The organism is Micromonospora sp. WMMB235 (genome assembly GCF_001855515.1).
Classification (GTDB): Bacteria; Actinomycetota; Actinomycetes; order Mycobacteriales; family Micromonosporaceae; genus Micromonospora; species Micromonospora aurantiaca.
The window spans coordinates 5,622,388-5,647,188 of record NZ_MDRX01000001.1; the positions used below are offsets into that span (position 1 = coordinate 5,622,388).

Here is a 24,801-nt window from a genome sequence, read left to right on the forward strand (position 1 = left end):
GCGTGTGGCAGTGTGATGAACATCGCCAGTCGGGGTACTCCGCGAGCGGCCGACCACGGACCCGCAACGGGTGAAAGGACAGAGTCCCGATCCGGACGTCCGGCCAGTGGTCCGCCGCGGGAGGTACCGCGCGGTAGGGCCTAGGCTGGGCGGCAGAGTGACCCACAACGCGGTGGGTCGAGGGGAGTGGCACCGATGGACCGGCGTCCGGCGATCAAACCGGGACCCGACCTCCGGCAGGCTGACACCGGCCGGGACGACGACAGCTTCGATTCGGCGACCGACGGAGACGGTTTCAGCCGTCTCGACACAGGAGTGACCGGGATGACCGGTTCCAGCATCGACACCCTCTACGACCTGGGCCTGCCTGCGCAGGCACTGGCCGACGAGTCGGAGGACGCCGAGCTGGACGAGCCCGTTCCCAACGCGGAGCGGCTGGTCGCCCAGGCGGTCGCGCTGGCAGGCGACGACCACGACGCGGCCACACTCGTGGACCGCTTCTGGCGGTTCGCGCCGGACGAGGAGCTGATCGGCTTCACCGCCGAGGAGATGCTGGAGGCGGCCCGGGCCCACCGGGACCTGGCCCAGCAGCGGGTGCCGGGCGAGCTGAAGCTCCGCATCCACGAGCCGGACGCCGAGCAGCACCACACGGTCGTGGAGATCGTCACCGACGACATGCCGTTCCTGGTCGACTCGGTGACCGCCCTGCTGAACTCCCGCCACCTGGACGTGCACCTGCTCGTGCACCCGCTGGTCGTGGTGCGGCGCGAGCCGCTGGGCCGGCTCACCGAGGTGTCGGCGGACGTGGAGCCGGACGACGCGATCGCCGGTGACCTGGTCGAGAGCTGGATGCGGATCGAGATCGACCCGGTCCGCGACCCGGCCGAGCGGGAGACGTTGCGGCGCGAGTTGCAGCGGGTGCTCACCGACGTGCGCGAGGCGGTCGAGGACTGGCCGAAGATGCGGCAGCGGGCCCTCGCGCTCGCCGACGAGCTGGCCGCCGCCCGGACGTCGGACAACCGCCCGCCGGTGCCGGAGAAGGACATCACCGACTCGGTGGAGCTGCTGCGCTGGCTGGCGCACGACCACTTCACGTTCCTCGGCTACCGGGAGTACCGGCTGGTCGACACCGACGGCGCGCGCGGCGGGCAGGCCCTGGAGGCGGTGCTCGGCACCGGGCTGGGCATCCTGCGCTCCGACTCGCCGGAGGCCCGGTCGCTGAACTCGATGACGCCCGAGGCGCACGAGAAGGTGCTGGAGAAGCGCCTGCTCATCATCACCAAGGCCAACTCGCGTGCCACAGTGCACCGCTCGGCGTACCTCGACTACATCGGCTTCAAGATCTTCAACGAGGCCGGTGAGGTGGTCGGGGAGCGGCGCTTCCTGGGCCTGTTCTCCACCGCCGCGTACCGGACCAGCGTGCAGGAGTTGCCCGTGGTCCGGCGCAAGGTCGCCGAGGTGCTCGACCGCTCGGGCCTGAGCCTGCGCAGCCACTCCGGCAAGGACCTGTTGCAGATCCTGGAGACCTATCCGCGCGACGAGCTGTTCCAGATCAAGACCGACGACCTCTACCACGCGGTGATCGGCGTGCTGCGGATGGCGGGTCGCCGGCAGCTGCGGGTGTTCCTGCGCCGCGACGCGTACGGGCGGTTCATCTCCTGCCTGATCTACCTGCCGCGGGACCGGTTCACCACGCAGAACCGGCTGCGCATGCAGGACATCCTGCTGCGTGAGCTGAACGGCGTCGGCGTCGACTACACCACGCGGGTGACCGAGTCGATGCTGGCCCGGGTGCACTTCATCGTGCGTACCGACCCGAACAACCCGCCCGGCGACATCGACGCCGACCTGCTCGCCGAGGAGCTGGCCGACGCGACCCGGCTGTGGGACGACGACTACCGGCTGGTGCTGGAACGCAAGCTCGGTGACGAGCAGGCCAAGCACCTGTTCGCCCGGTACGCCGACGCGTTCCCGGAGGGCTACAAGGACGGGCACACGCCGTACGAGGCGATGAAGGACCTGGCGAAGCTGGAGCTGCTGGAGGAGCCCGGCCAGCTGGAGATGCACCTGTTCCGCAAGCAGGCGCCGCCGCGTCCGTACGCCGCCCGCGCCGCCGACGCCGACGAGGCGATGGACGTGCGGTTCAAGGTCTACCGGTACGGCGAGCCGATGATGCTCTCCGCCGTGCTGCCGGTGCTGCACTCGCTCGGCGTGAAGGTGGTCGACGAGCACCCGTACGAGGTGGAGCGTGTCGACGGCCGGATCTGGCTCTACGACTTCGGTCTGGAGCTGCCCGAGCGGCACCAGGACCTGGCCGAGGTGCGCCCGCACGTGGAGAACGCCTTCGCCGCCGCCTGGCGGGGCGAGGCCGAGGTGGACGGCTTCAACGAGCTGGTGCTCCGGGCCGGGCTCACCTGGCGGCAGGTCGTCGTGCTGCGCGCGTACGCGAAGTACCTGCGGCAGGCCGGCACCGTCTTCTCCCAGGAGTACATGGAGCAGACGTTCATCGCGTACCCGCAGATCGCGGAACTGCTGGTGAAGCTGTTCGAGACCCGGTTCGCGCCGGGCGCCACCACGCTCGACGAGCGCCGGCAGCGCAGCGGCGAGCTGGTCGACGCGATCGGCGAGGCGCTGGACGAGGTGGCCAGCCTCGACCAGGACCGCATCCTGCGGTCGTACCTGACGTTGATCCAGGCCACGCTGCGTACCAGCTTCTACCAGAAGCCGGTGGGCGGGCGGCCCAAGGCGTACGTGGCGTTCAAGCTGGACCCGCAGGCCATCCCGGACCTGCCGGCGCCGCGGCCCAAGTTCGAGATCTTCGTCTACTCGCCCCGGTTCGAGGGCGTGCACCTGCGCTACGGGCCGGTGGCCCGCGGCGGCCTGCGCTGGTCCGACCGGCGTGAGGACTTCCGGACCGAGGTGCTCGGCCTGGTCAAGGCGCAGATGGTGAAGAACGCCGTGATCGTGCCGGTCGGCGCCAAGGGCGGCTTCGTGCTCAAGCAGAAGCCGGGTGACCGGGACGAGGCGGTGATCTGCTACAAGGAGTTCATCTCCGCGCTGCTCGACGTCACGGACAACATCGTCAGCGGCGAGATCGTGCCGCCCGAGGACGTGGTCCGGCACGACGGCGACGACCCGTACCTGGTGGTGGCCGCCGACAAGGGCACGGCGACGTTCTCCGACATCGCCAACGAGATCTCCGAGGCGCACAGCTTCTGGCTGGGCGACGCGTTCGCCTCCGGCGGCTCGGCCGGCTACGACCACAAGAAGATGGGCATCACCGCCCGGGGTGCCTGGGAGTCGGTCAAGCGGCACTTCCGGGAGCTGGGGCACGACACCCAGACGCAGGACTTCACTGTGGTCGGCGTCGGCGACATGTCCGGTGACGTGTTCGGCAACGGGATGCTGCTGTCGCGGCACATCCGGCTGGTGGCCGCGTTCGACCACAGGCACATCTTCCTCGACCCGGACCCGGACTCGGCCCGGTCGTGGGAGGAGCGCAAGCGGCTGTTCGACATGCCGCGCTCGTCGTGGGAGGACTACGACCGCGAGCTGATCTCCGAAGGCGGCGGCGTCCACCCGCGTACCGCGAAGTCGGTGCCGGTATCGCCGCAGGTCCGCGCGGTGCTCGGCCTCGACGAGGACGTCACGCAGCTCAGCCCGCAGGAGCTGATGAAGGCGATCCTCACCGCGCCGGTCGACCTGTTCTGGAACGGCGGCATCGGCACCTACGTCAAGGCGTCCAGCCAGACCAACGCCGAGGTGGGGGACAAGTCCAACGACGCCATCCGGGTGGACGGCAAGGGCCTGCGCTGCCGGGTGGTCGGCGAGGGCGGCAACCTGGGCTTCACCCAGCAGGGCCGGATCGAGTACGCCTCGACCGGCGGCCGCATCTACACCGACTTCATCGACAACGCGGCCGGTGTGGACTGCTCCGACCACGAGGTCAACATCAAGATCCTGCTCAACACGGCCGTCGCCGACGGTGAGCTGGACCGGCCGGAGCGCGACGAGCTGCTGGCCCAGATGACCGACGAGGTCGCCGAGCTGGTGCTGCGGGACAACTACGACCAGGCACGGGCGCTCAACAACGCCCAGGCCCAGGCCGCCTCGCTGCTCCCGGTGCACCGGCGGATGATCAACGAGCTGGAGCGGTCCGGCGCGCTGGACCGGGCGCTGGAGGCGCTGCCGTCGGACGAGGAACTGGCGGTCCGCACCGAGAGCGGCCTGACCGCGCCGGAGTTCGCGGTGCTGCTCGCGTACGTCAAGATCGTGCTGGAGCGCGAGATCGTCGGCGAGGGCCTGGCGGACGAGGAGTGGACGACCGACGTCCTGGTCAACTACTTCCCGACGCCGCTGCGGCAGCGCTTCGCCGAGCGGATGGGCCGGCACCGGCTGCGCCGGGACATCGTCACCACCGTCCTCGTCAACGAGGCGATCAACCGGGGCGGCATCTCGTTCGTCTTCCGGGTGGTCGAGGAGACGGCGGCGTCCGCGGCGGACGTGCTCCGGGCGTACGTGGTGGTCCGCGAGGTGTTCGGCCTGCGTGACCTGTGGGACGCGGTCGAGGCGCTGGACAACAAGGTCTCGCCCGAGTTGCAGACGGCCGTCTACCTGGACACCCGGCGGCTGCTCGACCGCGCGGTGCGCTGGCTGGTCACCAACCGGAGGTCACCGATCGACGTGCCGGCGGAGATCGCCCGGCTGCGCGACGGTGTGGCCCGGCTCCTGCCGGACCTGGAGAACCGGTTCTGGGGCACCGAGCGGGAGGCCATCGCGGCGCACATCGAGTCGCTGGTCGAGCGTGGGCTGCCGCGTGACCTGGCCGAGCAGGCGACCCGCCTGATGTACAGCTTCGGCCTGCTGGACATCGTGGAGACGGCGCAGGGCACCGGGCGGGACGTGAGCGAGGTGGCCTCGGTCTACTTCGTGCTCTCCGACCGGTTCCGGGTCGACGCGCTGCTGTCGAAGATCTCCCTGCTGCCCCGCGAGGACCGGTGGCAGACGCTGGCCCGGATGGCGCTGCGCTACGACCTGTACGCCGCGCTGGCCGCGCTCACCGCCGAGGTGCTCGGGTCCACGCCGGAGGACGTGCCGCCGGTGGAGCGGGTGCAGGAGTGGGAGCAGGCGAACGCCACCTCGATCCACCGGGCGCACCGGGCGATGGGGGAGTTCGACGAGTCCCGCGCCGACCTGTCCGCGCTGTCGGTGCTGCTGCGCCAGATCCGTACCCTGGTCCGGACCTCGGCGGCGGCCTGACCGCTGACGCACGAGTGGCCCGGTGGTCGGTTCCCCGACCACCGGGCCACTGCCGTTCCCGCCCTCAGCTGGTCATCGGGGCGTAGACGACGATGTTGTTCAGGTAGCTCCCGGCCGTCTTGTCGAACACCCCGCCGCAGGTCACCACGCGCAGGGCCGGGACGTCCGACGGACCGTAGACCTGCGCGGCGGGAAAGGCGGTCTTCGGGTACGACGCGACCTCCCGCACGGTGAACGTGGCGGACGAGCCGTCCTGCCGGGCGACCACTATCGTGTCGCCCGCCACCAGCGCGCCGAGGTTGAAGAACACCGCCGGGCCGAGCTGGGCGGAGTCGACGTGACCGACGATCACCGCGTTGCCGGCCTCGCCCGGGCTGGCGCCGGGGGAGTACCAGCCGGCGTTCATGGCCTGGTCCAGCGGGGGCACCTGGACCGTGCCGTCCGGGTTCGTGCCGAGCGACATGATCGGCGCCTGCACCCCGATGCGGGGGATCGAGATGGTGACCGGCGCGGACCGGGGAAGTGGAGCCGGGGCGGCGCCCGTCGTGTCCGGGGTGCCCGGGACGGCTGCGGCGCCCGGGGTGGCGCCGGGTGCGCCGGTCAGTGGGCCCGGCGTCGCCGGGCCGCCCCCGGCGGCGTCCGCTGCCGGCTGGCCGGTGCCGTCCGGTGTGGACTGGCCGGTGGTGCCCGGTGCCGGTTGGCCCTCGGTGCCCGGTGCGGGTCGGCCCTCGGCGTCCCGGTCGGCGTAGGCGCCGGGGGGATCGCTCAGCGGGTCGGTGGTGACGGGAGCCGCCTGCGAGATCGGCTGCGGTGGGGACGGTGGCGGGGCGGTCCGGACGGACGCGCCGATCAGACCGGCCCCGGCCATGGCGAGCAGGACGACGACGGCCGCGCCGGCGGCACGCCACGGACTTCCGTGACGGCCGCCGGCCCGGGTCGTCGTCCGGTCAGACCAGGCCACCGGCCCGCCGCCGACGCAGCAGCACCAGGCCGCCCAGCGCCGCGGCGCCGATCATGCCCGCGCCGCCGGTGGCGAGGTTGCGGTCCACGCCGGTGGTCGTCATGCCACCGTCGCCGCCGTCGACCCCACCGCGCGGCAGGACCACCAGCTCGCCCTCACCGCAGGTGCCCCGCAGCTCGTACCGGCCCGGCCGGGCGTCGTGCGACACGGTGGCCTCGCCGTAGTAGACGAAGTCCTTCCCGTGCTCCCACTCGTCCTTGCCGTAGTCGCGCTCGGCGTCCTTGCCGTAGTCGCCCTTGTCCTCCTGCCAGGCGCCTCCGCTCGCCTGCCAGTCGTCCTTGCCGCCCTGCCAGTCGTCCTTGCCGTCCTGCCAGGAGCCGTGCTCGTCCTTGCCGTCCTTGCCCTTGTCGTCCGGCCGGCCGCCACGGTCGTCCTTGCCGTGCTCGTCCTTGGCGTCCTTGCCGTACCGGTCCTTGCCGTCGGGGCCGTGCTCGTCCTTGGTCCAGTCCGGCGCGCCCGCCTTCTCCTTCTCCCAGCCCGGCTCGGCGTCCTGGCCGTACTCGTCGTGCCCCTGCCAGTCGCCCGGGTCGACGGCCGCGCCGGCGCCCGCGCCACCCGGCTGCGGCTGCCCTTCCGGCTGGCCGGCGGGCGGCTGGGGCTGGTTCGCCGGAGGCTGCGGCATGCCGTCGCCACCCGGCCCGTTCCCGCCCGGCCCGTCGCCACCCGGGCCGTTGCCACCGGGGCCGTTCCCGCCCGGCCCGTTGCCACCGGGTCCGTTGCCGTCCGGGCCGTGCCCCTCCCCGCCCGGCTCGCCGCGGCCGTCCGGGCCCTTGCCGTGCTCGTCCTTGCCGTCGGGGCCCTTGCCGTGGTCGTCCTTGCCGTGGTCGTCCTTGCCGTCCGGGCCCTTGTCGTCCCAGCCCCAGTCCTGGTCGCCGCCCCAGTCGCCGCCGCGGTCGGCCCAGTCGCCGTGCTCGCCGTCGCGGGCCGGGTGCAGGTCGACCTTGCCGGTCACCTTCGACCAGACGGTGGCGTGCTTCTGCGGCTCGGAGCAGATCGCGAGCAGCTCGACGGTGTCCCCCGCCTTCACCACGTGGGGCTTGGCGATGACCTTGCCCTCGTCGTGCCCGCCCGCGTAGGCCATTCCCGGGGTGAACGCGAGAAGGCCGGCTCCGCCGAGGGCGGCGCCCGCGACCACCTTCCCGAGCATCTTCTTAGCCATGACCAGCGTCTCCATCCCTGTTCGTCCTGAGCCCGACGTCAGTCGAGCTAAGGCTGACGTTAGACCTTTTCGCGACTTATCCGGGGAAAGATTCGCTTTTAGGGATTTGCCGGTGATGTGGCCCCGGCGCGTGCTGCCCGACCGGTAGCGCCGATCAGGCTCTCCACGGCGCTCCCGCGACGCCGGTCCCACTCGTGCTGTCGGCGCCCCTCCGCGCGGTCCGCGTACCGAGTGGAACGTCATGGGTGTCTCCGGGTCGTTTTGACACCCATGACGTTCCACCCGACCTGAGGGGCGCCGGTGGGCGGCGGGGAGTGGGGGTGTGGTGGCGCCGGGCGCCGGTAGGGTGGGCGGCAGGCGTATCGAGCCATTGCCATGGAAGCGCTCCCATGCAAGAATCGCTGCACGCGGTTCGGGGAGCCACACCGCGAGCTCAGACGTCGAGGGCAGCCGGCACCACCGGCCGACGTCCGGCTCCATCGGCCGGTCCTGCGGACCGGTCGGCACCACCACCCCCACAACGCCCGTCCGGGTCGGGCGTCCCCCGAAGAAACCCGTGGCGCGCACGGTCGTTCCCGCAGGACGACTGCCGCCGCCATTTGCGCCGGGCCGTACGCGGATCCGGTCTCGCCCAAGGAGATCAGTGGCATGAATCTGTGGAGAAGGCTGTCCGGCCGGAACCGGACGCTCGCGCTCACCGGCGCCGGCGTCCTGGTAGCCGGTGGACTGGTGACCCTCCCGGTCACCGCGGCGCAGGCCGCCACCCAGTGCAGCGTGACGTACACGACCAGCGACTGGCCCGGTGGATTCACCGGCACCGTGACCATCAAGAACATCGGTGACGCGCTCAGCTCGTGGAACCTCGGCTTCACCTTCCCGAACAGCTCGCAGCGGGTGGTGAACGGCTGGTCCGCGAGGTGGTCCCAGAGCGGCCAGAACGTCACCGCGCAGAACGAGTCGTACAACGGGTCGCTCGCCAGCGGCGCCAGCACCACCATCGGCTTCAACGGCTCCTGGAGCGGCAGCAACCCGAAGCCGACCCAGTTCACGCTCAACGGCACTGTGTGCAACGGCGGCACGCCGTCCACCAGCACGCCGCCGACGAGCACGCCGCCGACCAGCACGCCGCCCACGAGCACGCCGCCGACGTCGACCCCGCCGACCTCGACGCCGCCGACGAGCACCCCGCCGCCCGGGCAGCGGGTCGACAACCCGTACGTCGGTGTGAAGGGGTACGTGAACCCCGAGTGGAAGGCCAAGGCCGAATCGGTGTCCGGCGGCAGCCGGGTGTCGAACAACCCGACCGCGGTCTGGATCGACCGGATCGCCGCCATCAACGGCACGCCGGACAGCAGCTCCAACGGCGCGATGGGCGTCCGTGACCACCTGGACGCCGCGCTCGCCCAGGGCGCCGGCTACATCCAGTTCGTCATCTACAACCTGCCCGGCCGGGACTGCGCAGCGCTGGCCTCCAACGGCGAGCTGGGCCCGGACGAGCTGCCCCGCTACAAGGCCGAGTACATCGACCCGATCGCCGCGATCCAGGGTGACTCGAAGTACCGGAACCTGCGCATCGTCAACATCATCGAGATCGACTCGCTGCCCAACCTGGTGACCAACACCTCGGGCAACCCGGGCGGCACGGTCATGTGCGACACGGTGAAGGCCAACGGCGCGTACGTGAACGGTGTCGGCTACGCCCTGGCGAAGCTGGGCGCGATCGGCAACGTCTACAACTACATCGACGCCGCCCACCACGGCTGGATCGGCTGGGACAGCAACTTCGGCCCGGTCGCCGACCAGCTCAAGGCCGCCGCCGTCGCGTCCGGCAGCACCGTCGCCAACGTGCAGGGCTTCATCGTCAACACGGCGAACTACTCCGCCCTGAAGGAGCCGTACGTCAAGGTCACCGACTCGGTGAACGGCCAGACGGTCCGGCAGTCCAAGTGGATCGACTGGAACCAGTACGTCGACGAGCTGTCGTTCGCCCAGGCGTTCCGGCAGAAGCTGGTCTCGGTCGGCTTCGACAGCAACATCGGCATGCTGATCGACACCTCCCGTAACGGTTGGGGCGGCTCCGCCCGGCCCACCGGCCCGGGCCCCATGACCAGCGTGGACGCCTACGTCAACGGCGGCCGGGTCGACCGGCGCATTCACGCCGGCAACTGGTGCAACCAGGCCGGCGCGGGTCTCGGCGAGCGGCCGCGGGCCAACCCGGAGACCGGGATCGACGCCTACGTCTGGGTGAAGCCCCCGGGTGAGTCGGACGGCTCCAGCAAGGAGATCCCGAACAACGAGGGCAAGGGCTTCGACCGGATGTGCGACCCGACCTACACCGGTAACGCCCGCAACGGCAACAGCATGTCCGGCGCCCTGCCGGACGCGCCGATCTCCGGCGCGTGGTTCCCGGCCCAGTTCCAGCAGCTCATGCAGAACGCGTACCCGCCGCTCTCCTGAGCCGCGGTGAGGGCCACCCGCGGCGGCGGGAGTGAGGCACCGCCGCGCGGGTTCCCCGGGCCCCTGGTCGACGCCCACGTCGGCCAGGGGCCCTCGGCCGTTCCGGTGTCAGGGAACGGTGCGCTCGATCGCCGCCCGGCCCAGCTCGGCCAGGTCGCGGCGGGCCCGCTCCAGGTTCTCCGGCGTCACGTCCTGACCCCGGGCCTGCACCAGGTCCTCCGGATCCCAGGGCTGCTCGGCGCCGGTGCGGATGTCGTCCGGGGCGGCGCCGGTACCGGTGCCGGTCGCGCCGGTCCCGGCCGCGTACGGGTCACCGATGAGGTTCGGCGACCCGGTGTCCGGCACCGCGCCGTCGGGCTCGGTGAAGGTCGGGTTGTCCGGGTCGGTGCCGTCGTTGCGCAACTGGGGCACCGTGCTGTCGTCGTCCACCGCCGCGGCCACCTCGGGGGTCTCCTCCAGCGGCCGCTCGCCACCGCGGTCACGATCGGTCATGCTGCTGCCCTCCTGTCCCTTCGCGTGATCCCCGTGGCCTACCCGGTGCGGGCCGCGCCATGCGGGCGGAGGGGTCAGGACTCGTCGCGGTGCGGCTCCGGCGTCTCGGTCGGGCGCAGCCGCTGCCACAGCAGCATCAGCAGGCCGAACACCAGCATCGCCGCGCCGGCCCACAGGTTGATCCGGACGCCCTGCGCCTTGTCGATCTCGGCGGACGTGTCGAACAGCCCCATCAGGCCGACGATCAGCCCGTACACCACGAACAGGCCGCCGATGACCCGGCGGATGTCGAACAGCCGGGCCGCGGCGGAGCGTTCCTCCCGGGCGTCCTCGGTCTCGTCGACCAGCGGGTCGTGCGCCTCGCCGCCCTGGTAGTGGCGGTCCGCGTTGTCTGCCATGGCGTGCGTCCCCTCCTTCAGAAGACCGGGATGTAGAACAGGGCGGCGAGGATCACGGCGACGACGCCGAGCAGCACCGGGGAGCGGTACCAGGCGGTGTCGCCGGCCAGCGAGTCGTCGGCGAGCGTGGTGTCGCTGAGGCCGTACACCAGCCCGGTCAGCTGGTCGTCGGTCTTCGGCCGGGTCAGCGGCGTGACGATCGCGGCCACCACCGCGACCGTGGCGAAGGCCAGGCCCGCGCCCCAGAAGCTCTCCTCCAGGTCGGAGTTGAAGCTGATCACGCCGCCCTTGTAGAGCAGGTACGTGGCGGTGGCAACGACAGTGCCGGACAGCAGCGACCAGAACCCGGCCAGCGGCGTCATCCGCCGCCAGAACATGCCGATGATGAACGTGCCGAACAGCGGCGCGTTGAAGACCGAGAACAGCGCCTGGATGTAGTTCATGATGTTGCTGAACCCGGCCGCGATGAACGCGGTGCCGATGCCGATGACCACCGCGCCGACGGTGGCGATCCGGCCCACCTTCACGTAGTGCTCGTCCGGCAGGTCCCGCCGGAAGTACGCCTGCCAGATGTCGTACGTGAAGACGGTGTTGAACCCGCTGACGTTCGCCGCCATGCCGGCCATGAACGAGGCCACCAGGCCGGTGACCGCGATCCCGAGCACGCCGTTGGGCAGCAGGTCGCGCATGAGCAGCGGGATCGCGTTGTTGTAGACCAGGTCGCCCTCGTCGGCGCCCAGCCCTTTCACGGTGACCAGGGCGATCAGGCCGGGGATCACGGTGACCGCCGGGATGAGCAGCTTCGGGTACGCGGCGATGATCGGCGTACGCCGGGCGGCGCTCATGTTCCGTGCGGACAGGGCGCGCTGCACCTCGGCGAAGTTGGTGGTCCAGTAGCCGAAGGAGAGCACGAAGCCCAGGCCGAACACGATGCCCAGCCAGTGCGCGCCGAGCGGGTTGCCGGTGCTGCCGGTGCCCTCCCAGGCGTGCAGTCCGGCCTCGCCGAGTCTGGAGTCGCGGACCGCGTCCATCAGGCCGCTGACGCCGCCGACCTTGACCAGCCCGATCACCGTGATCGGCACCAGACCGGCGATGATCACGAAGAACTGGAGCACCTCGTTGTAGATCGCGCCGGAGAGCCCGCCGACGGTGATGTACGCCAGCACGATCACCGCACCGACGATGATCGCGAACCAGAGTGGCCAGCCCAGCAGCGCCTGCATGATCAGGGCCAGCGCGTAGAGGTTCACGCCCGCGATGAGCACCTGCGCGACAGCGAAGCTGATTGCGTTGAGCAGGTGGGTGGGGCGGTTGAAGCGCAGCCGCAGGTACTCGGGGACGCTGCGGACCTTGGAGCCGTAGTAGAACGGCATCATCACGATGCCGAGGAAGACCATCGCCGGCACGGCGCCGATCCAGTAGTAGTGCACCGTCATGATGCCGTACTGGGCGCCGTTGGCGGCCATGCCGATGATCTCCAGCGCGCCCAGGTTGGCCGAGACGAACGCCAGGCCGGTGACCCAGGCGGGGAGCGAGCGGCCGGAGAGGAAGAAGTCCACGCTGGTACGGATCGCGCGCCGGGCGGCGAAACCGACGCCGAGCACCGTGACGAAGTAGAGCGCCAGGATCAGATAGTCCAGGGCGTTCATGTTCAACCGCAGGCCGCCGCCGCCCATGCCCGTGCTCCCCTCGTGTGCACCGCTGCCCGCACCTACCCCGATTGCGAGGTTTCATACCTGCTGTTCGGTCCGGGTACGCGGAAGCCCCGGCCGGTCACCGGCCGGGGCTTCGTGGCGGTTTCTCAGCGGCCCAGCACGCGGTCCAGGAAGTCGCGGTAGCCGCGTACGGCCACCCGGAGCTGCTCGGTGTCGGTGGAGCCGGACTCCTGCCAGGCGCCGAGCCGGGTGCGCTGCTCCCGCAGGGCGGTGGAGAGCGCCTCGATCGCCTCCTCGACCAGCGACTCCGCCTCGCCGACCGCGGCGCGCGGGTCGTCCACGAAGCGGAGCTGCACGTCGCGCCAGCGATCCCGGAAACCCTGCGCGGCCTCCGGCGCGAACAGCGTCGCCGCGTCGGCGGGTACCGCGCCGGGCGTGGGCCGCTCCGCGCCGGACAGCGCCGCGCCGGCGGCTGCCGCGCCCGCCGCCGCGGTGGCGGTGTCGGTGTCCACCCGGTCGTGCCGCCGGTCGGCGCCGTCGGCCGCGGGGACGGCCTCGGCGTCCGGGTCGACCAGGCCGGGCTCGGCGCTGCCGTACCCGACCGCGCCGTCGGCGACCGCGTCGTCCCGGACCATGCCGTCGACCGTGCGGTGGTCCCGGACGACGCCGTCGCGGTCGGCGCCGTCGGTGTGCTCGGCGTCCCAGCGGTCGCGGTCGTGCAGGCGGTCCCCGGCCGTCGGGTCGGCCCGCTCGTCGTCCAGCGGGCCGGTACGTCCCGGCGCGCCGTCGCCCGGCGCCGCGGTGTCCTCGTCGCGCGCGTCGCGTTCGTCCTGCGGACGACCGCCCGCCAGGGCCGAGGCGGCGACCGCGTCGCCCACCGTGGCCGCCCCGAACGCCGTCGGCAGCGGCGCCGGCTCGTGGTACGGGGCCCGCCCGTCGTCGTCGGTCCGGTCGGCCGCGTCGCGCAGCTCCCCGGCGTCGTAGGCGCGGGTCTCGTCGACCTCGGCGTCGCGCCGCTCGTCGGCGACCGCCGGGTCGTCGAAGGTGCCCCGGTCGTCCAGTGCGTCCTCGGGTACGTCGGCCCGGTCGGCGTCGCGCCGGCCGGCGTCGGTGTGCTCACCCGGCTGCGGCACCGGCACCGGTGCGGACCGGACGGCCTCGGGGTGGTCCTGCGTGACCTGCTGTTCCTCCTGGCGCATGGCGGCGGCCTCCTCAGCGGCTCGGGACGTCGTGGTCGTGGTCGGGGTGGCGCTGCTCCGGCTGCTGCGTGGACGTGGGCACCGGCTCCTCGCCGAGCAGGTCGGCGAAGAGGGCCCGGTAGTGCACGAGCGCCTGCCGGAGGTCCTCGGTGCCGGCCTCACCGCGCTCGTTGCGCTGCCGGATCTCGTGGGCGTCGCGGTAGTGGGTGAGGGTGCGGGCGTGCTCGACGGAGAGGTGGGCGATCTGGTCCGAGAAGTCCCCGGTGGGGTATCCGCGCTCGGCGATCAGGCGGCTCACCAGCTCGTCGGCCTCGCCGACGGTCTCCGCGGGGGAGTCGACGAAGCGCACCTGGAGTTCCTCCCAGGCGGCGGCGTAGCGGGCCCGGGACTCCGGGCTCAGCGGGGTCAGCTCCAGCTCGGCGTGCCGGCGCTCGCGTTCCCGCAGCTCACGCTCGGCGGCGCTGCGGCTGTCCTGCTCGGCGACGACCCGGTCGTACTCGGGGCCGAAGCGCTCGCGCAGCGCCCGGCGGCGGCTGGCGACCACGGCGACCGCGACGAGCGCGGCGATGACGGCGACGACGATGACTATGACGACTACCTGGGTGGACGACATGGCTCCTCCTTCGCACGCTGGTATTCCCTCGCGCGGGTGATCGCCAATCCCGTTGTGCCGTACTTTCCGCCCCGGCCGGGAAAAGGCGCGATGTCGCGACCGCCGTCCGGTGCCGGGCCGATGTCCGACTGAGGCCCTCCTGCCCGTCTCGGACCGTAGCGAGAGCCGAGACGGCCGGTAGTGCATCCGCCCCGGATTACGTATCCTGCCCAAGGCGTCCGGGCCGGGGCCCGGCGTCGTGGCCGGCGAACGTGACGGCCGCTGCCGGCGCCACCGAGCGACACCTTCCCGGGCGAGGTCTGATTGAACACCCGTGACTGGCCGATCCGCGCCAAGCTGACCGCGCTGGTCATCGGCCCGGTGACCGGGCTGCTGGCGTTGTGGATCTTCGCCACCACGCTCACCTTCGGGCCCGCGCTCGACCTGCTCTCCGCGCGTACCCTCCTCTACGATCTGGGCCGTCCCGGCGAGGCCGTGGTGGCCGAGCTGCAACGGGAGCGGCGGCTGTCGGTGGTCCAGCTCGCCGGTGACCGCGCCCTCCCCGAGCTGACCGAGCAGCGGGTACGCACCGACGACGCGATCGTCGAGCTGCGCCGCAAGGTCGACGGCGGGGACCTGCGCGACGTCGCCGACGCCCAGCTCGACAACCGGCTCGACCAACTGGTCTCGGCGCTCGACGCGCTGCCCGCCGGGCGCGCCTTCATCGACGACCGGAAGGTCGACCGGGCCGGCGCCGTCGGGCTCTACAGCGGCATGATCGGCTCGGCGTTCCAGGCGTTCGGCGCGATGGCCGCGCTGCCCGACGCGCAGCTCAACCGGGAGGCGACGGCGCTGACCGCGCTGGGCCGGTCCCGGGAGCTGCTCGGCCAGGCCGACGCGCTGCTGGCCGGCGCCGTCACCGCGGGCCGGTACGCCGAGGGCGAGCACGAGCAACTGGTACGCACAGTCGAGAACCAGCGTTTCCTGGCCGAGATCGCGGTCGCCGACCTGCCGCCGGGGGAGCGGACCGCGTACCAGCGGATGACCGAGGGTGCCGGGTTCCTCAAGCTGCGCGCGCTCCAGGACAGCCTGATCCGCTCGTCCGCGCTGCCCGCCCGGTTCGACATGCGGGCGTGGGACACCGGTCACGCCGAGGTCTGGCAGAGCATGCGCGACTTCGAGCTGCGCGGCGCGGACGCCCTGGCCGAGCGGTCGGTGCCGATGGCCACCCGGATCCTCGTGCAGCTCGCCGCCGCCGGTGTGCTGGGCCTGATCGCGATCGTGGTGTGCGTGCTGGTGGCGCTGCGGGTCGGCCGGTCGCTGGCGCAGCGGCTGACCGGCGTACGCGCCGCCGCGACCGAGGTGGCCGAACGCCGGCTGCCCGACGTGGTCGCCCGGCTGCGCCGGGGCGAGGAGGTCGACGTGGCCCGGGAGGCGCCCGAGCTGGACCACGGCGGCGACGAGATCGGCCAGGTGGCGCGCGCCTTCAACGAGGTGCGCCGGACCGCTGTCCGCGCCGCCGTCGACGAGGTCACGCTGCGCCGGGGCTTCAACGAGGTGATCCTCAACCTCGCCCGGCGCAGCCAGGGGCTGGTGCACCGGCAGCTGGCGCTGCTGGACCGGCTGGAACGGCGGACCGAGGACCCGGACGAGCTGGCCGGGCTGTTCCAGGTCGACCACCTGGCGACACGGCTGCGGCGGCACGCCGAGGACCTGGTCATCCTCGCCGGTGCCGCGCCCGGACGGGGCTGGCGCCGCCCGGTCGCGGCTGTCGACGTGATGCGCGGCGCGATCTCCGAGGTCGAGGCGTACGACCGGGTCGACGTGGGCGAGGTGGCGTCGGCCGGGGTGCTGGGGCGGGCCGTCGGCGACGTGATCCACCTGCTCGCCGAGCTGATCGAGAACGCGACCACGTTCTCCCCGCCCGGCACCCGGGTGGACGTCAGCGGCCGGAGCGTCCCGGGCGGCTACACCATCGAGATCACCGACCGGGGGCTGGGCATGTCCGCGCCGGCTCTGGCCGAGGCCAACCGCAAGCTGGCCGAGCCGCCGGAGTTCGACCCGGCCGGCAGTGCCCGGCTCGGGCTGTTCGTGGTGGCCCGCCTGGCCGCCCGGCACGGCGTACGGGTGGAGCTGCGGCCGTCCCGCCCGGCCGGGATCGTCGCCGCGGTGTTCGTACCGTCGGAACTGATCACCGACGAGCCGCCGGTGGGCGCGGACGCCTCCGCCGGGCCGGAACGGCGGCGCCTGGCCAAGGTGACCCGCCTGACCACTGTGCCCCGGCCGGGCCGGCCGGCCCGGCCGGGCCGGGACCGGTCGGAGAACACAGTCGTCCCGTTGCAGTCGGCCCGCGCCTCGACTGTGGAGCCACCCGCCGACGGCGACGGCCTGCCTCGCCGGATCCGGCGCCGCGGCGCGACCGCGCGACCCCGCGCGGCGGTCGCCGACACCCCGGCCCACCGCACCCCGGAGGAGGCCCGCCGGGCCATGTCCGCGTTGCAGGCCGGCACCGCGCGGGGACGCCGGGACGGCTCGCGCGCCGCCGGAACCGATCCGACCACCCCCACCACCGAACCGCGCGACACCGGTACGCCGTCCACCACCGCGGGGCCGGCCGTTCAGCCCGCCCCGCCGGCGCCGGACCAACGAACCGCGACTGAGAGGGACGCCTAGTGGTGCACACGACGCGGCAGAACGCCGATCTCGACTGGCTGCTCGACGACCTGGTGGAGCGTGTCCCCGCCGCCCGCCAGGCGGTGGTGCTCTCGGCGGACGGGCTCCTGCTCGGCGCCTCCACCGACCAGGACCGCACCGACGCGGAACACCTCTGCGCGCTGGCGTCCGGCTTCTCCGGGCTGGCCAAGGGCGCCACCCGGCACCTGGGCGGCGGCGCGGTCCGCCAGACGGTGGTGGAGATGGAGTCGGCCTACCTGTTCGTGACCGCCGCCGGGCAGGGCGCCTGCCTGGCGGTGGCCAGCGACGCCGACGCCGACATCGGCCTGGTGGCGTACGAGATGGCGATGCTCGTCATCCGGGTCGGGGAGAACCTGGCCGCGCCGAGCCGGGTGGCGGGGGAGCGGACCGATGCGCGCTGAGTCGCCGGGGCCGCAGCACGAGTGGCTGGACGCCGACGCCGGGCCGGTGGTGCGTCCGTACACGCTCACCGGCGGCCGGGTGCGCCCACCCGTCGACGGCTTCGACCTGCTGGCGTTCGTGCTCGCCACTTCTGACGCGGACCCGGCCGGCACGCCCGGTCTGCAGCCGGAGCACCGCCGCCTGATCGAGCTGGCCCGGCGGCCGAAGGCCGTGGCCGACCTCGCCGCCGACCTGGACCTCGCCGTGGGCGTGGTCCGGGTGCTGCTCGGCGACCTTCTCGCCCATGGGCTCGTCGCGGTGCACCGGCCACCGGCCACCGCGTACCTGCCCGACGACAACATCCTCAAGGCGGTGGTCAGTGGACTCCGTGCGCTATGACCGGGAGCCGGGGGCGCCGCGAGTGCCGCTGGCTTTGAAGATCCTCATCGCCGGTGGCTTCGGCGCCGGAAAGACGACGCTGGTCAGCGCGTTGAGTGAGGTCCGGCCGTTGCAGACCGAGGAGGTCCTGACCGGGGCCGGGCTCGGCACCGACGACGTCTCCGGGGTCGAGCAGAAGTCGACGACTACGGTGGCGATGGACTTCGGCCGGATCACCATCAACGACGACCTCCAGGTCTACCTGTTCGGCACCCCGGGCCAGGACCGGTTCTGGTTCCTCTGGGACGAGCTGGCGTTCGGCGCGCTCGGCGCGGTGGTGCTCGCCGACACCCGGCGGCTGGCCGACTGCTTCCCCTCGATCGACTACTTCGAGCAGCGGGGCATCCCGTTCGTGGTGGGCGTCAACTGCTTCGAGGGCTCCCGCCGGTTCGGCCTGGAGGCGGTCCGCGACGCCCTGGACCTCGACCCGGACGTCCCGCTCGTGCTCTGCGACGCCCGGGACCGGCAGTCGGGCAAGCTGGTGCTGATCTCGCTCGTCGAGCACGTGGCGCGGCAGCGCGGCGAGCCGGTGCCGGTGGGCTGAGCCCTCGACGCCCGATCCGTCGGGTCTGGCAGGACTGACCGGGCGCGTCACCGGGAAGCCTCTGGTTGGATCGCAGTCAGGACCGACGAGAGGTGGGAGCGGTGACCGGGCAGGACGAGATCGTCCACATCGGCGGCTACACGGCGGAGACGGGTGGGCGGGCCGAGGGCGTCGTGGCGGCCCGGCGGGACCGGGCGACCGGGGAACTGACCCCGCTGGGCGTCGTGGCGGTCACCCCGTCGCCGTCGTTCCTGGTGCGGCATCCGGCGCTGCCGGTGCTGTACGGGTGCAACGAGCTGCCCGACGGGCTGGTGAGCGCGTTCCGGCTCGCCCCGGACGGCGATCTCACGCCGCTGGGCGTCCGCGAGACAGGTGGCGCGGAGCCGTGCCACCTGGCGGTCGCCCCGGACGGGCGGCACCTGTTCGTGGCGAACTACGGCGGCGGCAGCGTGGCGGTGTTCGGCCTGGACGCCGACGGCGCGCCGGGAGAGCGCACCGACCTGGTCCGGCACTCCGGCCACGGCGCCGACCCGCAGCGGCAGGAGCACGCGCACTGCCACATGGTCTCGCCCGACCCGGCCGGGGGTGGGCTGCTCGCGGTCGACCTGGGCACCGACTCCGTCTACCGGTACGACGTCGACGCGTCCACCGGCCGGCTGGCCGAGCGGGAGCCCCGGCTGCGGACGGCGCCCGGGACCGGTCCCCGGCACCTCGCCCGGCACCCGGACGGGCGGCGCTGCTGGCTCGTCGGTGAGCTGGACGCCACTGTCACCGCGTACGAGCTGACGCCGGACGGGCCGCGTCAGTCGACGCGTGTCGACGCCAGCGGCCGGACCGGCCACGTCCAGCCCTCCGAGGTGGCCGTCGGGCCGGGCGGGCGTTTCCTCTACGTGGGCAACCGCGGCGTGGGCACGATCGCTGTCTTCGCGCTGGACGGCGCCGCGCCGGAGCTGGTGGCCGAGGTCGACACCGGCGGTGAGTGGCCGCGGCACTTCGCGTTCGCCGGTGAGCACCTGTACGTGGCCGACGAGCGGGCCGACATGATCAGGATCTTCCGGGTCGATCCGGACGGCGGGGTGCTCGAGCCGGTGGGGGAGCCGGTGCCGGTGGCGAGCCCGACGTGCGTCCTACCGTGACCGGACGGTTACCAATTGGCGGTCCGAAGTGGATTGACATTACCATAAATGACTGACCAGTAACTTAGCGTATGAGTTAGCTGATCAACTGTTTCTGCTGCGTAACTTTCGTCCGAACGGTTGTGGTGGTAACCCCACGAGGTACGCAAGATGGTCACCGTGTCTGGCCGCCATCGCATGCGTTCTCACCTCCGCGGAGCAGGTGCCGCCGCCGTGGCGGCCGCCCTGGTCGCCGTCGTAGCCGGCTCCTGGTTCGGCTACCAGCAGCTGGCCGGCCCGAACTGTTCGGGCCGGATCGAGCTGTCGGTGGCGACCGCCCCGGAGATCGCCCCCGCGGTGCGCGCCGCCGCCGACCAGTGGGTCGCCGACGGTGCGGCGGTGGGCGGGACCTGCATCGCGGTGAACATCTCCTCGTCCGAGTCGGTCGAGGTGGCCGCCGCGGTGGCGAGCAAGCACGGCGCCACGCTCGCCGGCGTCGGGCAGGCCAGCGGCACCGCTGTCACCCCCGACGTCTGGGTGCCGGACTCGTCGACCTGGCTGGTCCGGCTCAAGAGCGGCGGGGCCAGCGCGTTCGCGCCGACCAACGGCGCCTCGATCGCCCGTAGCCCGGTCGTGGTGGCGCTGCCCGAGCCGGTGGCCTCGCGCATAGGGTGGCCGGACAAGAAGCTCCGCTGGTCCGACCTGCTGACCCAGGTCACCGCCAGCAAGCCGCTGCGGGCCGGGATCGTCGAGCCGACCCAGGACGCGGCCGGCCTGTCCGGCCTGCTGTCGCTGACCGCCGCGGCCAGCTCCACCGGCGAGTCCGGCTCGCCGAAGGCGCAGGAGGCGATGGTCGGCGCACTGCGGGCGCTGGCGACCAACCGTTCCTCGCTGCGGCAGGACCTCCTCGCGCGGTTCCCGCGCTCGTCCGACCCGACGGCGATCGCCAACGGGCTGGGGGCGGCGGCGCTGTCCGAGGAGGACGTGATCGCCTACAACAGCACCAAGCCGCCGATCCGGCTCGCCGCGCTCTACCTGGAGCCGGCGCCGATCCCGCTGGACTACCCGTTCGCGGTGCTGCCCGGCATCGAGCCGACCAAGGCGTCCGCCGCCCGGGTCCTCTTCGAGGTGCTGCGTACGCCGGGCTTCAAGGACCGGCTCGCCTCGCAGGCGCTGCGCGCACCGGACGGCAACTGGGGCCGGGGTTTCCAGGCGCCGACCGGCGCGCCGAGCCCGGCCAACGGCGGTGCGAGCCAGGTGCCGCCGTCGGGCCAGGGCGGCGCGGCCGACCTCGACCCGGGTGCCATCTCGACCGCGACCACGACCTGGTCGGTGGCCACCCAGTCGGGCCGGATGCTCTGCGTCATCGACGTGTCCGGCTCGATGAAGAAGCCGGTCGCGACCGCCAACGGCGCGAGTCGGGAGCAGGTCACAGTCGCCGCCGCGAGCCAGGGCCTCGGGCTGTTCGACGACTCCTGGTCGATCGGCCTCTGGACGTTCTCCACCAACCTCCAGGGCTCGCAGGACTGGAGCGAGCTGGTCGGAATAAAGCCTCTGTCCAGCAACCGGGGCTCGCTCCAGCGCGGCCTGGCCTCGATCAAGCCCTCCAGCGGCAACACCGGCCTGTACGACACCATGCTCGCGGCGTACAAGAAGGTGCAGCAGGACTGGGAGCCGGGCAAGGTCAACTCGATCGTGCTGTTCACCGACGGCAAGAACGAGGACGACGACGGCATCTCGCAGAAGGCGCTGCTGGACCAGCTGAACAAGCTGAAGGACGACGAGCAGCCGGTCCAGGTCATCATCATCGGCATCGGCACCGAGGTGAACCGGGCCGAGCTGGAGTCGATCACCAAGGTCACCGGCGGTGGCGCCTTCGTCACCACCGACCCCAGCAAGATCGGCGAGATCTTCCTGCGGGCGATCGCGCTGCGGCCGCCCGCCCCCCGCTGACCTGAAGCTCAGCGCTACTCTTCCGCCGTACCGGAAATCCGGTACGGCGGAAGGCTTCCCGGGTCAAGACACGGGATGAGAACTGACGGTAATGCGTCCGAATCAATCGGTAACCATAATTGTCCAGGCATGATGACCGGGTGCCTCGACCGCGGGCTCCACACCGGAGCCGGGCGGCGACGGGGCGGTCCTGAGCGAAGTGGGGAGGGCCGGTGACCTCGGCGACGCTGTTGACCCCTGCCACGTCGTCGCGACCCGGTGGTGAACGCCCCGGCAAGACGACACGAGCCGCGGAGCGGGCCTACATCCGGGTCCTGGTGGTGCTGGACACCGCCGTGCTCGCCGTGGCCATCCTGGTCGGTTACCTGGCCCGGTTCGGCGACGAGGAACCGACCGGGTCCGAGATCCCGTACGTGGTGGTCGCCCCGGCGCTCCTGCTGGTCTGGCTCGTCTCGCTCAAGGCGATGCGCTGCTACGACGACCAGGTGCTCGGCTACGGCGCCGACGAGTACCGCCGGGTCAGCGCGGCCAGCATGCGACTCGCCGGCGGCATCGCCATCGCCGGGTACATCGCCGACGTCGGCGTCTCCCGGGGTTTCCTGGCCATCTCCTTCGCGGTCGGCACGATCGGCCTGGAGGTGGCGCGGTTTGCGGCCCGCAAGCGGCTGCACCGGGCCCGCGACCGGGGCGCCGGCTGGTCCCGCAAGGTGCTCGTGGTGGGCGACACCGCGCACGTGCTGGAGCTGGTGCACACGCTGCGCCGGGAGCCGTACGCCGGCTACCAGGTGGTCGGCGCGTGCATCCCGGACGCGCTGCTCGCCCCGGTGCCGCAGCGGCTGGGCGACGTGCCGGTGGTTGGCAGCTTCCGGGGCATCCCGGAGGCCGCCACCGCGATCGGCGCCGACACGGTGGCGGTCACCGCCTCGGGCGAGCTGACCGCGACCCGGTTGCGCCGCCTCGGCTGGCAGCTGGAGGGCACCGGCGTCGACCTGGTGGTGGCGCCGGCGCTCACCGACGTGGCCGGCCCCCGCATCCACACCCGTCCGGTCGCCGGCCTGCCGCTGATCCACGTCGAGGCGCCCGAGTTCCGCGGCGCCCGCAAGCTGGTCAAGGGCTTCGTCGACCGGTCCCTCTCGCTGATCGCCCTGCTCGTCCTGGCGCCGCTGCTGATCGTGATCGCGCTGGCTATCAAGATCGACAGCCGCGGCCCGGTGCTGTTCCGGCAGACCCGGGTCGGCCAGGGCGGCGAGGAGTTCGGCGTCTTCAAGTTCCGCACCATGGTGGTCAACGCCGACGCCCTGCTCGCCGAGCTGGCCGCGCGCAACGAGACCGACGGCCTGATGTTCAAGATGCGCGACGACCCGCGCGTCACCCGGGTCGGCCGGCTGCTGCGCAAGTGGTCGCTGGACGAGCTGCCCCAGCTCGCCAACGTGCTGCTCGGCCAGATGAGCCTGGTCGGTCCGCGCCCGCCGCTGCCGTCCGAGGTTGCCCGCTACGACGGCGACGTGGCACGCCGGCTGCTGGTCAAGCCCGGCATGACCGGCCTCTGGCAGGTCAGCGGCCGGTCGGACCTGAGCTGGGAGGACGGCATCCGGCTGGACCTCTACTACGTGGAGAACTGGTCGCTGGCCGCGGACCTGACCATCCTCTGGAAGACGTTCGGCGCGGTGCTCAACAGCCGCGGCGCGTACTGAGGGGGCGGGTCAGGGCTGCGGCCCGAGCCAGTCCAGGCAGACCACCACCGCGTCGTCCACCAGGTCACCGGCGACGAAGGCCCGCAGGTCGCCGATCAGCGACCGGACCGCGTCCAGCGGCTCCATCGGGCCGGTCCGGCGCAGGAACCGGTCCAGCGCCACCTCGCCGTAGCGCACCTGCTCGGTGGTGGCGTCGATCACGCCGTCGCTGACCACGAAGAGCCGGTCCTCGCGCTCCAGCCGGAACCGCTGCGGGCGGTAGTCGGTGCCCTCGAACATGCCGAGCGGGAACTGCTTGTCCAGCTCCTGCTCGGTCACCTCACCGGCCCGCAGCCGCAGCAGCCGCGGCGAACCGGCGTCGACCACAGTCATCTCGCCGGTGGCCAGGTCCAGCTCGATCAGGAGCACGGAGACGTGCTGTTCGCCCCGGTGCTGGGCGTAGATCGCCTGGTCGGCCAGCGCCGCCTGGTCGGCCAGGTCGAGCCCGGCCCGGCGCGCGTTGCGCAGCGCGTACGTGGCCAGCGAGGCGAGCAGCGCCGCCGCAACCCCCTCGCCGTAGCCGTTCAGCACCGCCAGCCAGAGCCGGTGACCGTCGTCGGACCAGTCGAAGCTGTCCCCGCGCACCGCGTACGCCGGCTCCAACTGCCCGGCCAGGCTGAACGACGGCCGGATCCGGCTGCGCCCGGGCAGCAGCTCCCACTGCATCTCGGCGGCCAGCGTGAGCCGCCGGCTGCGCCGGGCGGTGCGGTAGATGTCGGTGGTCGCCGTGACCGCGCTCAGCTCGTGCCCGAGCACAGTGGCGATGGTGTCCAGCTCCCGGCGGGCGTGCGGGTCGGCGGGTACCGGCGAGACCTTCAGCACGCCCCGGCGTTCGCCGCGCATGCCCACCGGGAACCAGCCGACGCCGTCGGCGATCACCGGCTCCTGGTGGTCGAAGGCGCGCCAGGCCGGGTGGCCGGGGCCGGTGACCGACGGGCCGTCATCCAGCGGCAGCAGCTCGGCGAGCCGGTAGTCGACCTGGTACAGCTCGGTGCGGGCGACGCCGTACGTGCGCGCCAGCTCGGCGGCGAGCCGGTCCACGATGAGATCCGTCGGCGCCTCGGTCAGGACCCGGCGCGCGCGGCCCTCCGCTCCGCTCATCTTTGCTCCTTTGCACAGGTCGCCGGGCAGATCCGGGGAGTAGTCTCGGGCCACCATGACCGAAGAGCGCAGTCCCCGGGAACCTGAAACGAGTATGTCCGCCGCACTGGACGAGGCGGCAGGCACCTTGCTCGCCGTCTGGGAGGCGGCCCGGGAGCGCACCACCAGCCGGCTGTCGAGTGCCCAGCTACGCGCGATCATGGTCGTCGAGCAGTATGACGGCATCAACCTCCGCCGGCTCGCCACCCTCACCGACATGTTGCTCTCCTCCGCCAGCCGGCTGTGCGACCGGCTCGTCGCGGCCGGGATGCTGGAACGCGAGCCGGGCCGCTACGACCGGCGGGAGATCTCGCTGCACCTCACGCCCGCCGCCCTCCGGCTCCTCGCCGAGCTGCGTGCCGACCGGCGGCACCGGCTGGAGCGGATCCTCGCCGGGATGAGCCCGGAGGGCCGGGCCGCGCTGGTACGCGGCATGCGCGAGTTCGACGAGGTGGGCCGGCGAGGCGAGGCCCCGGTGGCGGAGGGCTGGCCGATGCTGCAACCGTCCGGGGAACGGATCGGCGACCCCGCCCGGCCGTCCGGTGAGCCGCCGGTGGCCCGTACCGCCTGA

At 72.5% G+C, this 24,801-nt stretch carries 18 protein-coding genes; 10 read left to right on the forward strand and 8 right to left on the reverse strand.

Annotated features, from left to right (window positions below):
- Nucleotides 1-195: 195 nt before the first annotated feature.
- Nucleotides 196-5,259 (forward strand): NAD-glutamate dehydrogenase, encoded by a 5,064-nt coding sequence (locus tag BFV98_RS24985; RefSeq protein ID WP_071097959.1) that lies wholly within the window; start codon nt 196-198, stop codon nt 5,257-5,259.
- A gap of 64 nt (nt 5,260-5,323) precedes the next feature.
- Here BFV98_RS24985 and BFV98_RS24990 read toward each other — a convergent pair whose 3' ends face one another.
- Both BFV98_RS24990 and BFV98_RS24995 read right to left on the reverse strand, forming a co-directional pair.
- Nucleotides 5,324-6,127 (reverse strand): class F sortase, encoded by an 804-nt coding sequence (locus BFV98_RS24990; protein ID WP_071098985.1) that lies wholly within the window; start codon nt 6,125-6,127, stop codon nt 5,324-5,326.
- 79 nt (nt 6,128-6,206) lie between these two features.
- Nucleotides 6,207-7,454, reverse strand: a complete 1,248-nt coding sequence (locus BFV98_RS24995; protein ID WP_071097961.1) for a hypothetical protein — start codon at nt 7,452-7,454, stop codon at nt 6,207-6,209.
- Nucleotides 7,455-8,087: 633 nt separating this feature from the next.
- On the opposite strand from BFV98_RS24995, the gene BFV98_RS25000 reads away from it, so the two are divergent.
- Complete coding sequence (locus BFV98_RS25000; RefSeq protein WP_071097963.1) at nt 8,088-9,896, forward strand: glycoside hydrolase family 6 protein; 1,809 nt, start codon at nt 8,088-8,090, stop codon at nt 9,894-9,896.
- Between the two features lie 108 nt (nt 9,897-10,004).
- On the opposite strand, the gene BFV98_RS25005 is transcribed toward BFV98_RS25000, so the two are convergent.
- The 5 genes from BFV98_RS25005 to BFV98_RS25025 all read right to left on the reverse strand — a co-directional run bounded on the left by BFV98_RS25005 (nt 10,005) and on the right by BFV98_RS25025 (nt 14,253).
- Entirely contained in the window at nt 10,005-10,388 is a 384-nt protein-coding gene (locus BFV98_RS25005) for a hypothetical protein (RefSeq protein ID WP_013288187.1), read from the reverse strand.
- A gap of 74 nt (nt 10,389-10,462) precedes the next feature.
- A complete protein-coding gene (locus BFV98_RS25010) occupies nt 10,463-10,786 on the reverse strand; it encodes a hypothetical protein (protein ID WP_013288186.1) in 324 nt (107 codons plus the stop codon).
- A gap of 17 nt (nt 10,787-10,803) precedes the next feature.
- On the reverse strand, nt 10,804-12,462 hold the full coding sequence (locus BFV98_RS25015; RefSeq protein WP_013288185.1) for a sodium:solute symporter family protein: 1,659 nt from the start codon (nt 12,460-12,462) through the stop codon (nt 10,804-10,806).
- Nucleotides 12,463-12,587: 125 nt separating this feature from the next.
- Nucleotides 12,588-13,640 carry a hypothetical protein gene (locus BFV98_RS25020; protein ID WP_071097965.1) on the reverse strand — a complete coding sequence of 351 codons (1,053 nt, stop codon included), beginning with the start codon at nt 13,638-13,640 and terminating at the stop codon, nt 12,588-12,590.
- A 13-nt stretch (nt 13,641-13,653) separates the two neighbouring features.
- Nucleotides 13,654-14,253: a hypothetical protein gene (locus tag BFV98_RS25025; protein ID WP_013288183.1), complete on the reverse strand. Its 600-nt coding sequence runs from the start codon at nt 14,251-14,253 to the stop codon at nt 13,654-13,656.
- A 303-nt stretch (nt 14,254-14,556) separates the two neighbouring features.
- On the opposite strand from BFV98_RS25025, the gene BFV98_RS25030 reads away from it, so the two are divergent.
- From BFV98_RS25030 to BFV98_RS25060, 7 genes are all read left to right on the forward strand, one after another.
- On the forward strand, nt 14,557-16,905 hold the full coding sequence (locus BFV98_RS25030; RefSeq protein WP_071097967.1) for a nitrate- and nitrite sensing domain-containing protein: 2,349 nt from the start codon (nt 14,557-14,559) through the stop codon (nt 16,903-16,905).
- A complete protein-coding gene (locus BFV98_RS25035) occupies nt 16,905-17,327 on the forward strand; it encodes a roadblock/LC7 domain-containing protein (RefSeq protein WP_013288181.1) in 423 nt (140 codons plus the stop codon). Before BFV98_RS25030 ends, BFV98_RS25035 begins: the two co-directional genes overlap by 1 nt.
- On the forward strand, nt 17,317-17,706 hold the full coding sequence (locus BFV98_RS25040; RefSeq protein WP_013288180.1) for a DUF742 domain-containing protein: 390 nt from the start codon (nt 17,317-17,319) through the stop codon (nt 17,704-17,706). Before BFV98_RS25035 ends, BFV98_RS25040 begins: the two co-directional genes overlap by 11 nt.
- A complete protein-coding gene (locus BFV98_RS25045; RefSeq protein ID WP_013288179.1) occupies nt 17,687-18,289 on the forward strand; it encodes an ATP/GTP-binding protein in 603 nt (200 codons plus the stop codon). The genes BFV98_RS25040 and BFV98_RS25045 overlap by 20 nt, the downstream gene beginning before the upstream one ends.
- Before the next feature lie 101 nt (nt 18,290-18,390).
- Nucleotides 18,391-19,425 carry a lactonase family protein gene (locus BFV98_RS25050; RefSeq protein ID WP_176921724.1) on the forward strand — a complete coding sequence of 345 codons (1,035 nt, stop codon included), beginning with the start codon at nt 18,391-18,393 and terminating at the stop codon, nt 19,423-19,425.
- A gap of 177 nt (nt 19,426-19,602) precedes the next feature.
- Nucleotides 19,603-21,357, forward strand: coding sequence for a substrate-binding domain-containing protein (locus BFV98_RS25055; RefSeq protein WP_071097970.1), 1,755 nt, complete (start codon nt 19,603-19,605; stop codon nt 21,355-21,357).
- Nucleotides 21,358-21,569: 212 nt separating this feature from the next.
- A complete protein-coding gene (locus tag BFV98_RS25060) occupies nt 21,570-23,051 on the forward strand; it encodes a sugar transferase (protein WP_013288176.1) in 1,482 nt (493 codons plus the stop codon).
- 9 nt (nt 23,052-23,060) lie between these two features.
- On the opposite strand, the gene BFV98_RS25065 is transcribed toward BFV98_RS25060, so the two are convergent.
- Entirely contained in the window at nt 23,061-24,191 is a 1,131-nt protein-coding gene (locus tag BFV98_RS25065) for a PP2C family protein-serine/threonine phosphatase (RefSeq protein WP_013288175.1), read from the reverse strand.
- 94 nt (nt 24,192-24,285) lie between these two features.
- Here BFV98_RS25065 and BFV98_RS25070 point away from each other — a divergent pair, with 94 nt between their 5' ends.
- The gene (locus BFV98_RS25070) at nt 24,286-24,801 is read left to right on the forward strand and encodes a MarR family winged helix-turn-helix transcriptional regulator (RefSeq protein ID WP_013288174.1); all 516 of its coding nucleotides are present in this window, start codon (nt 24,286-24,288) and stop codon (nt 24,799-24,801) included.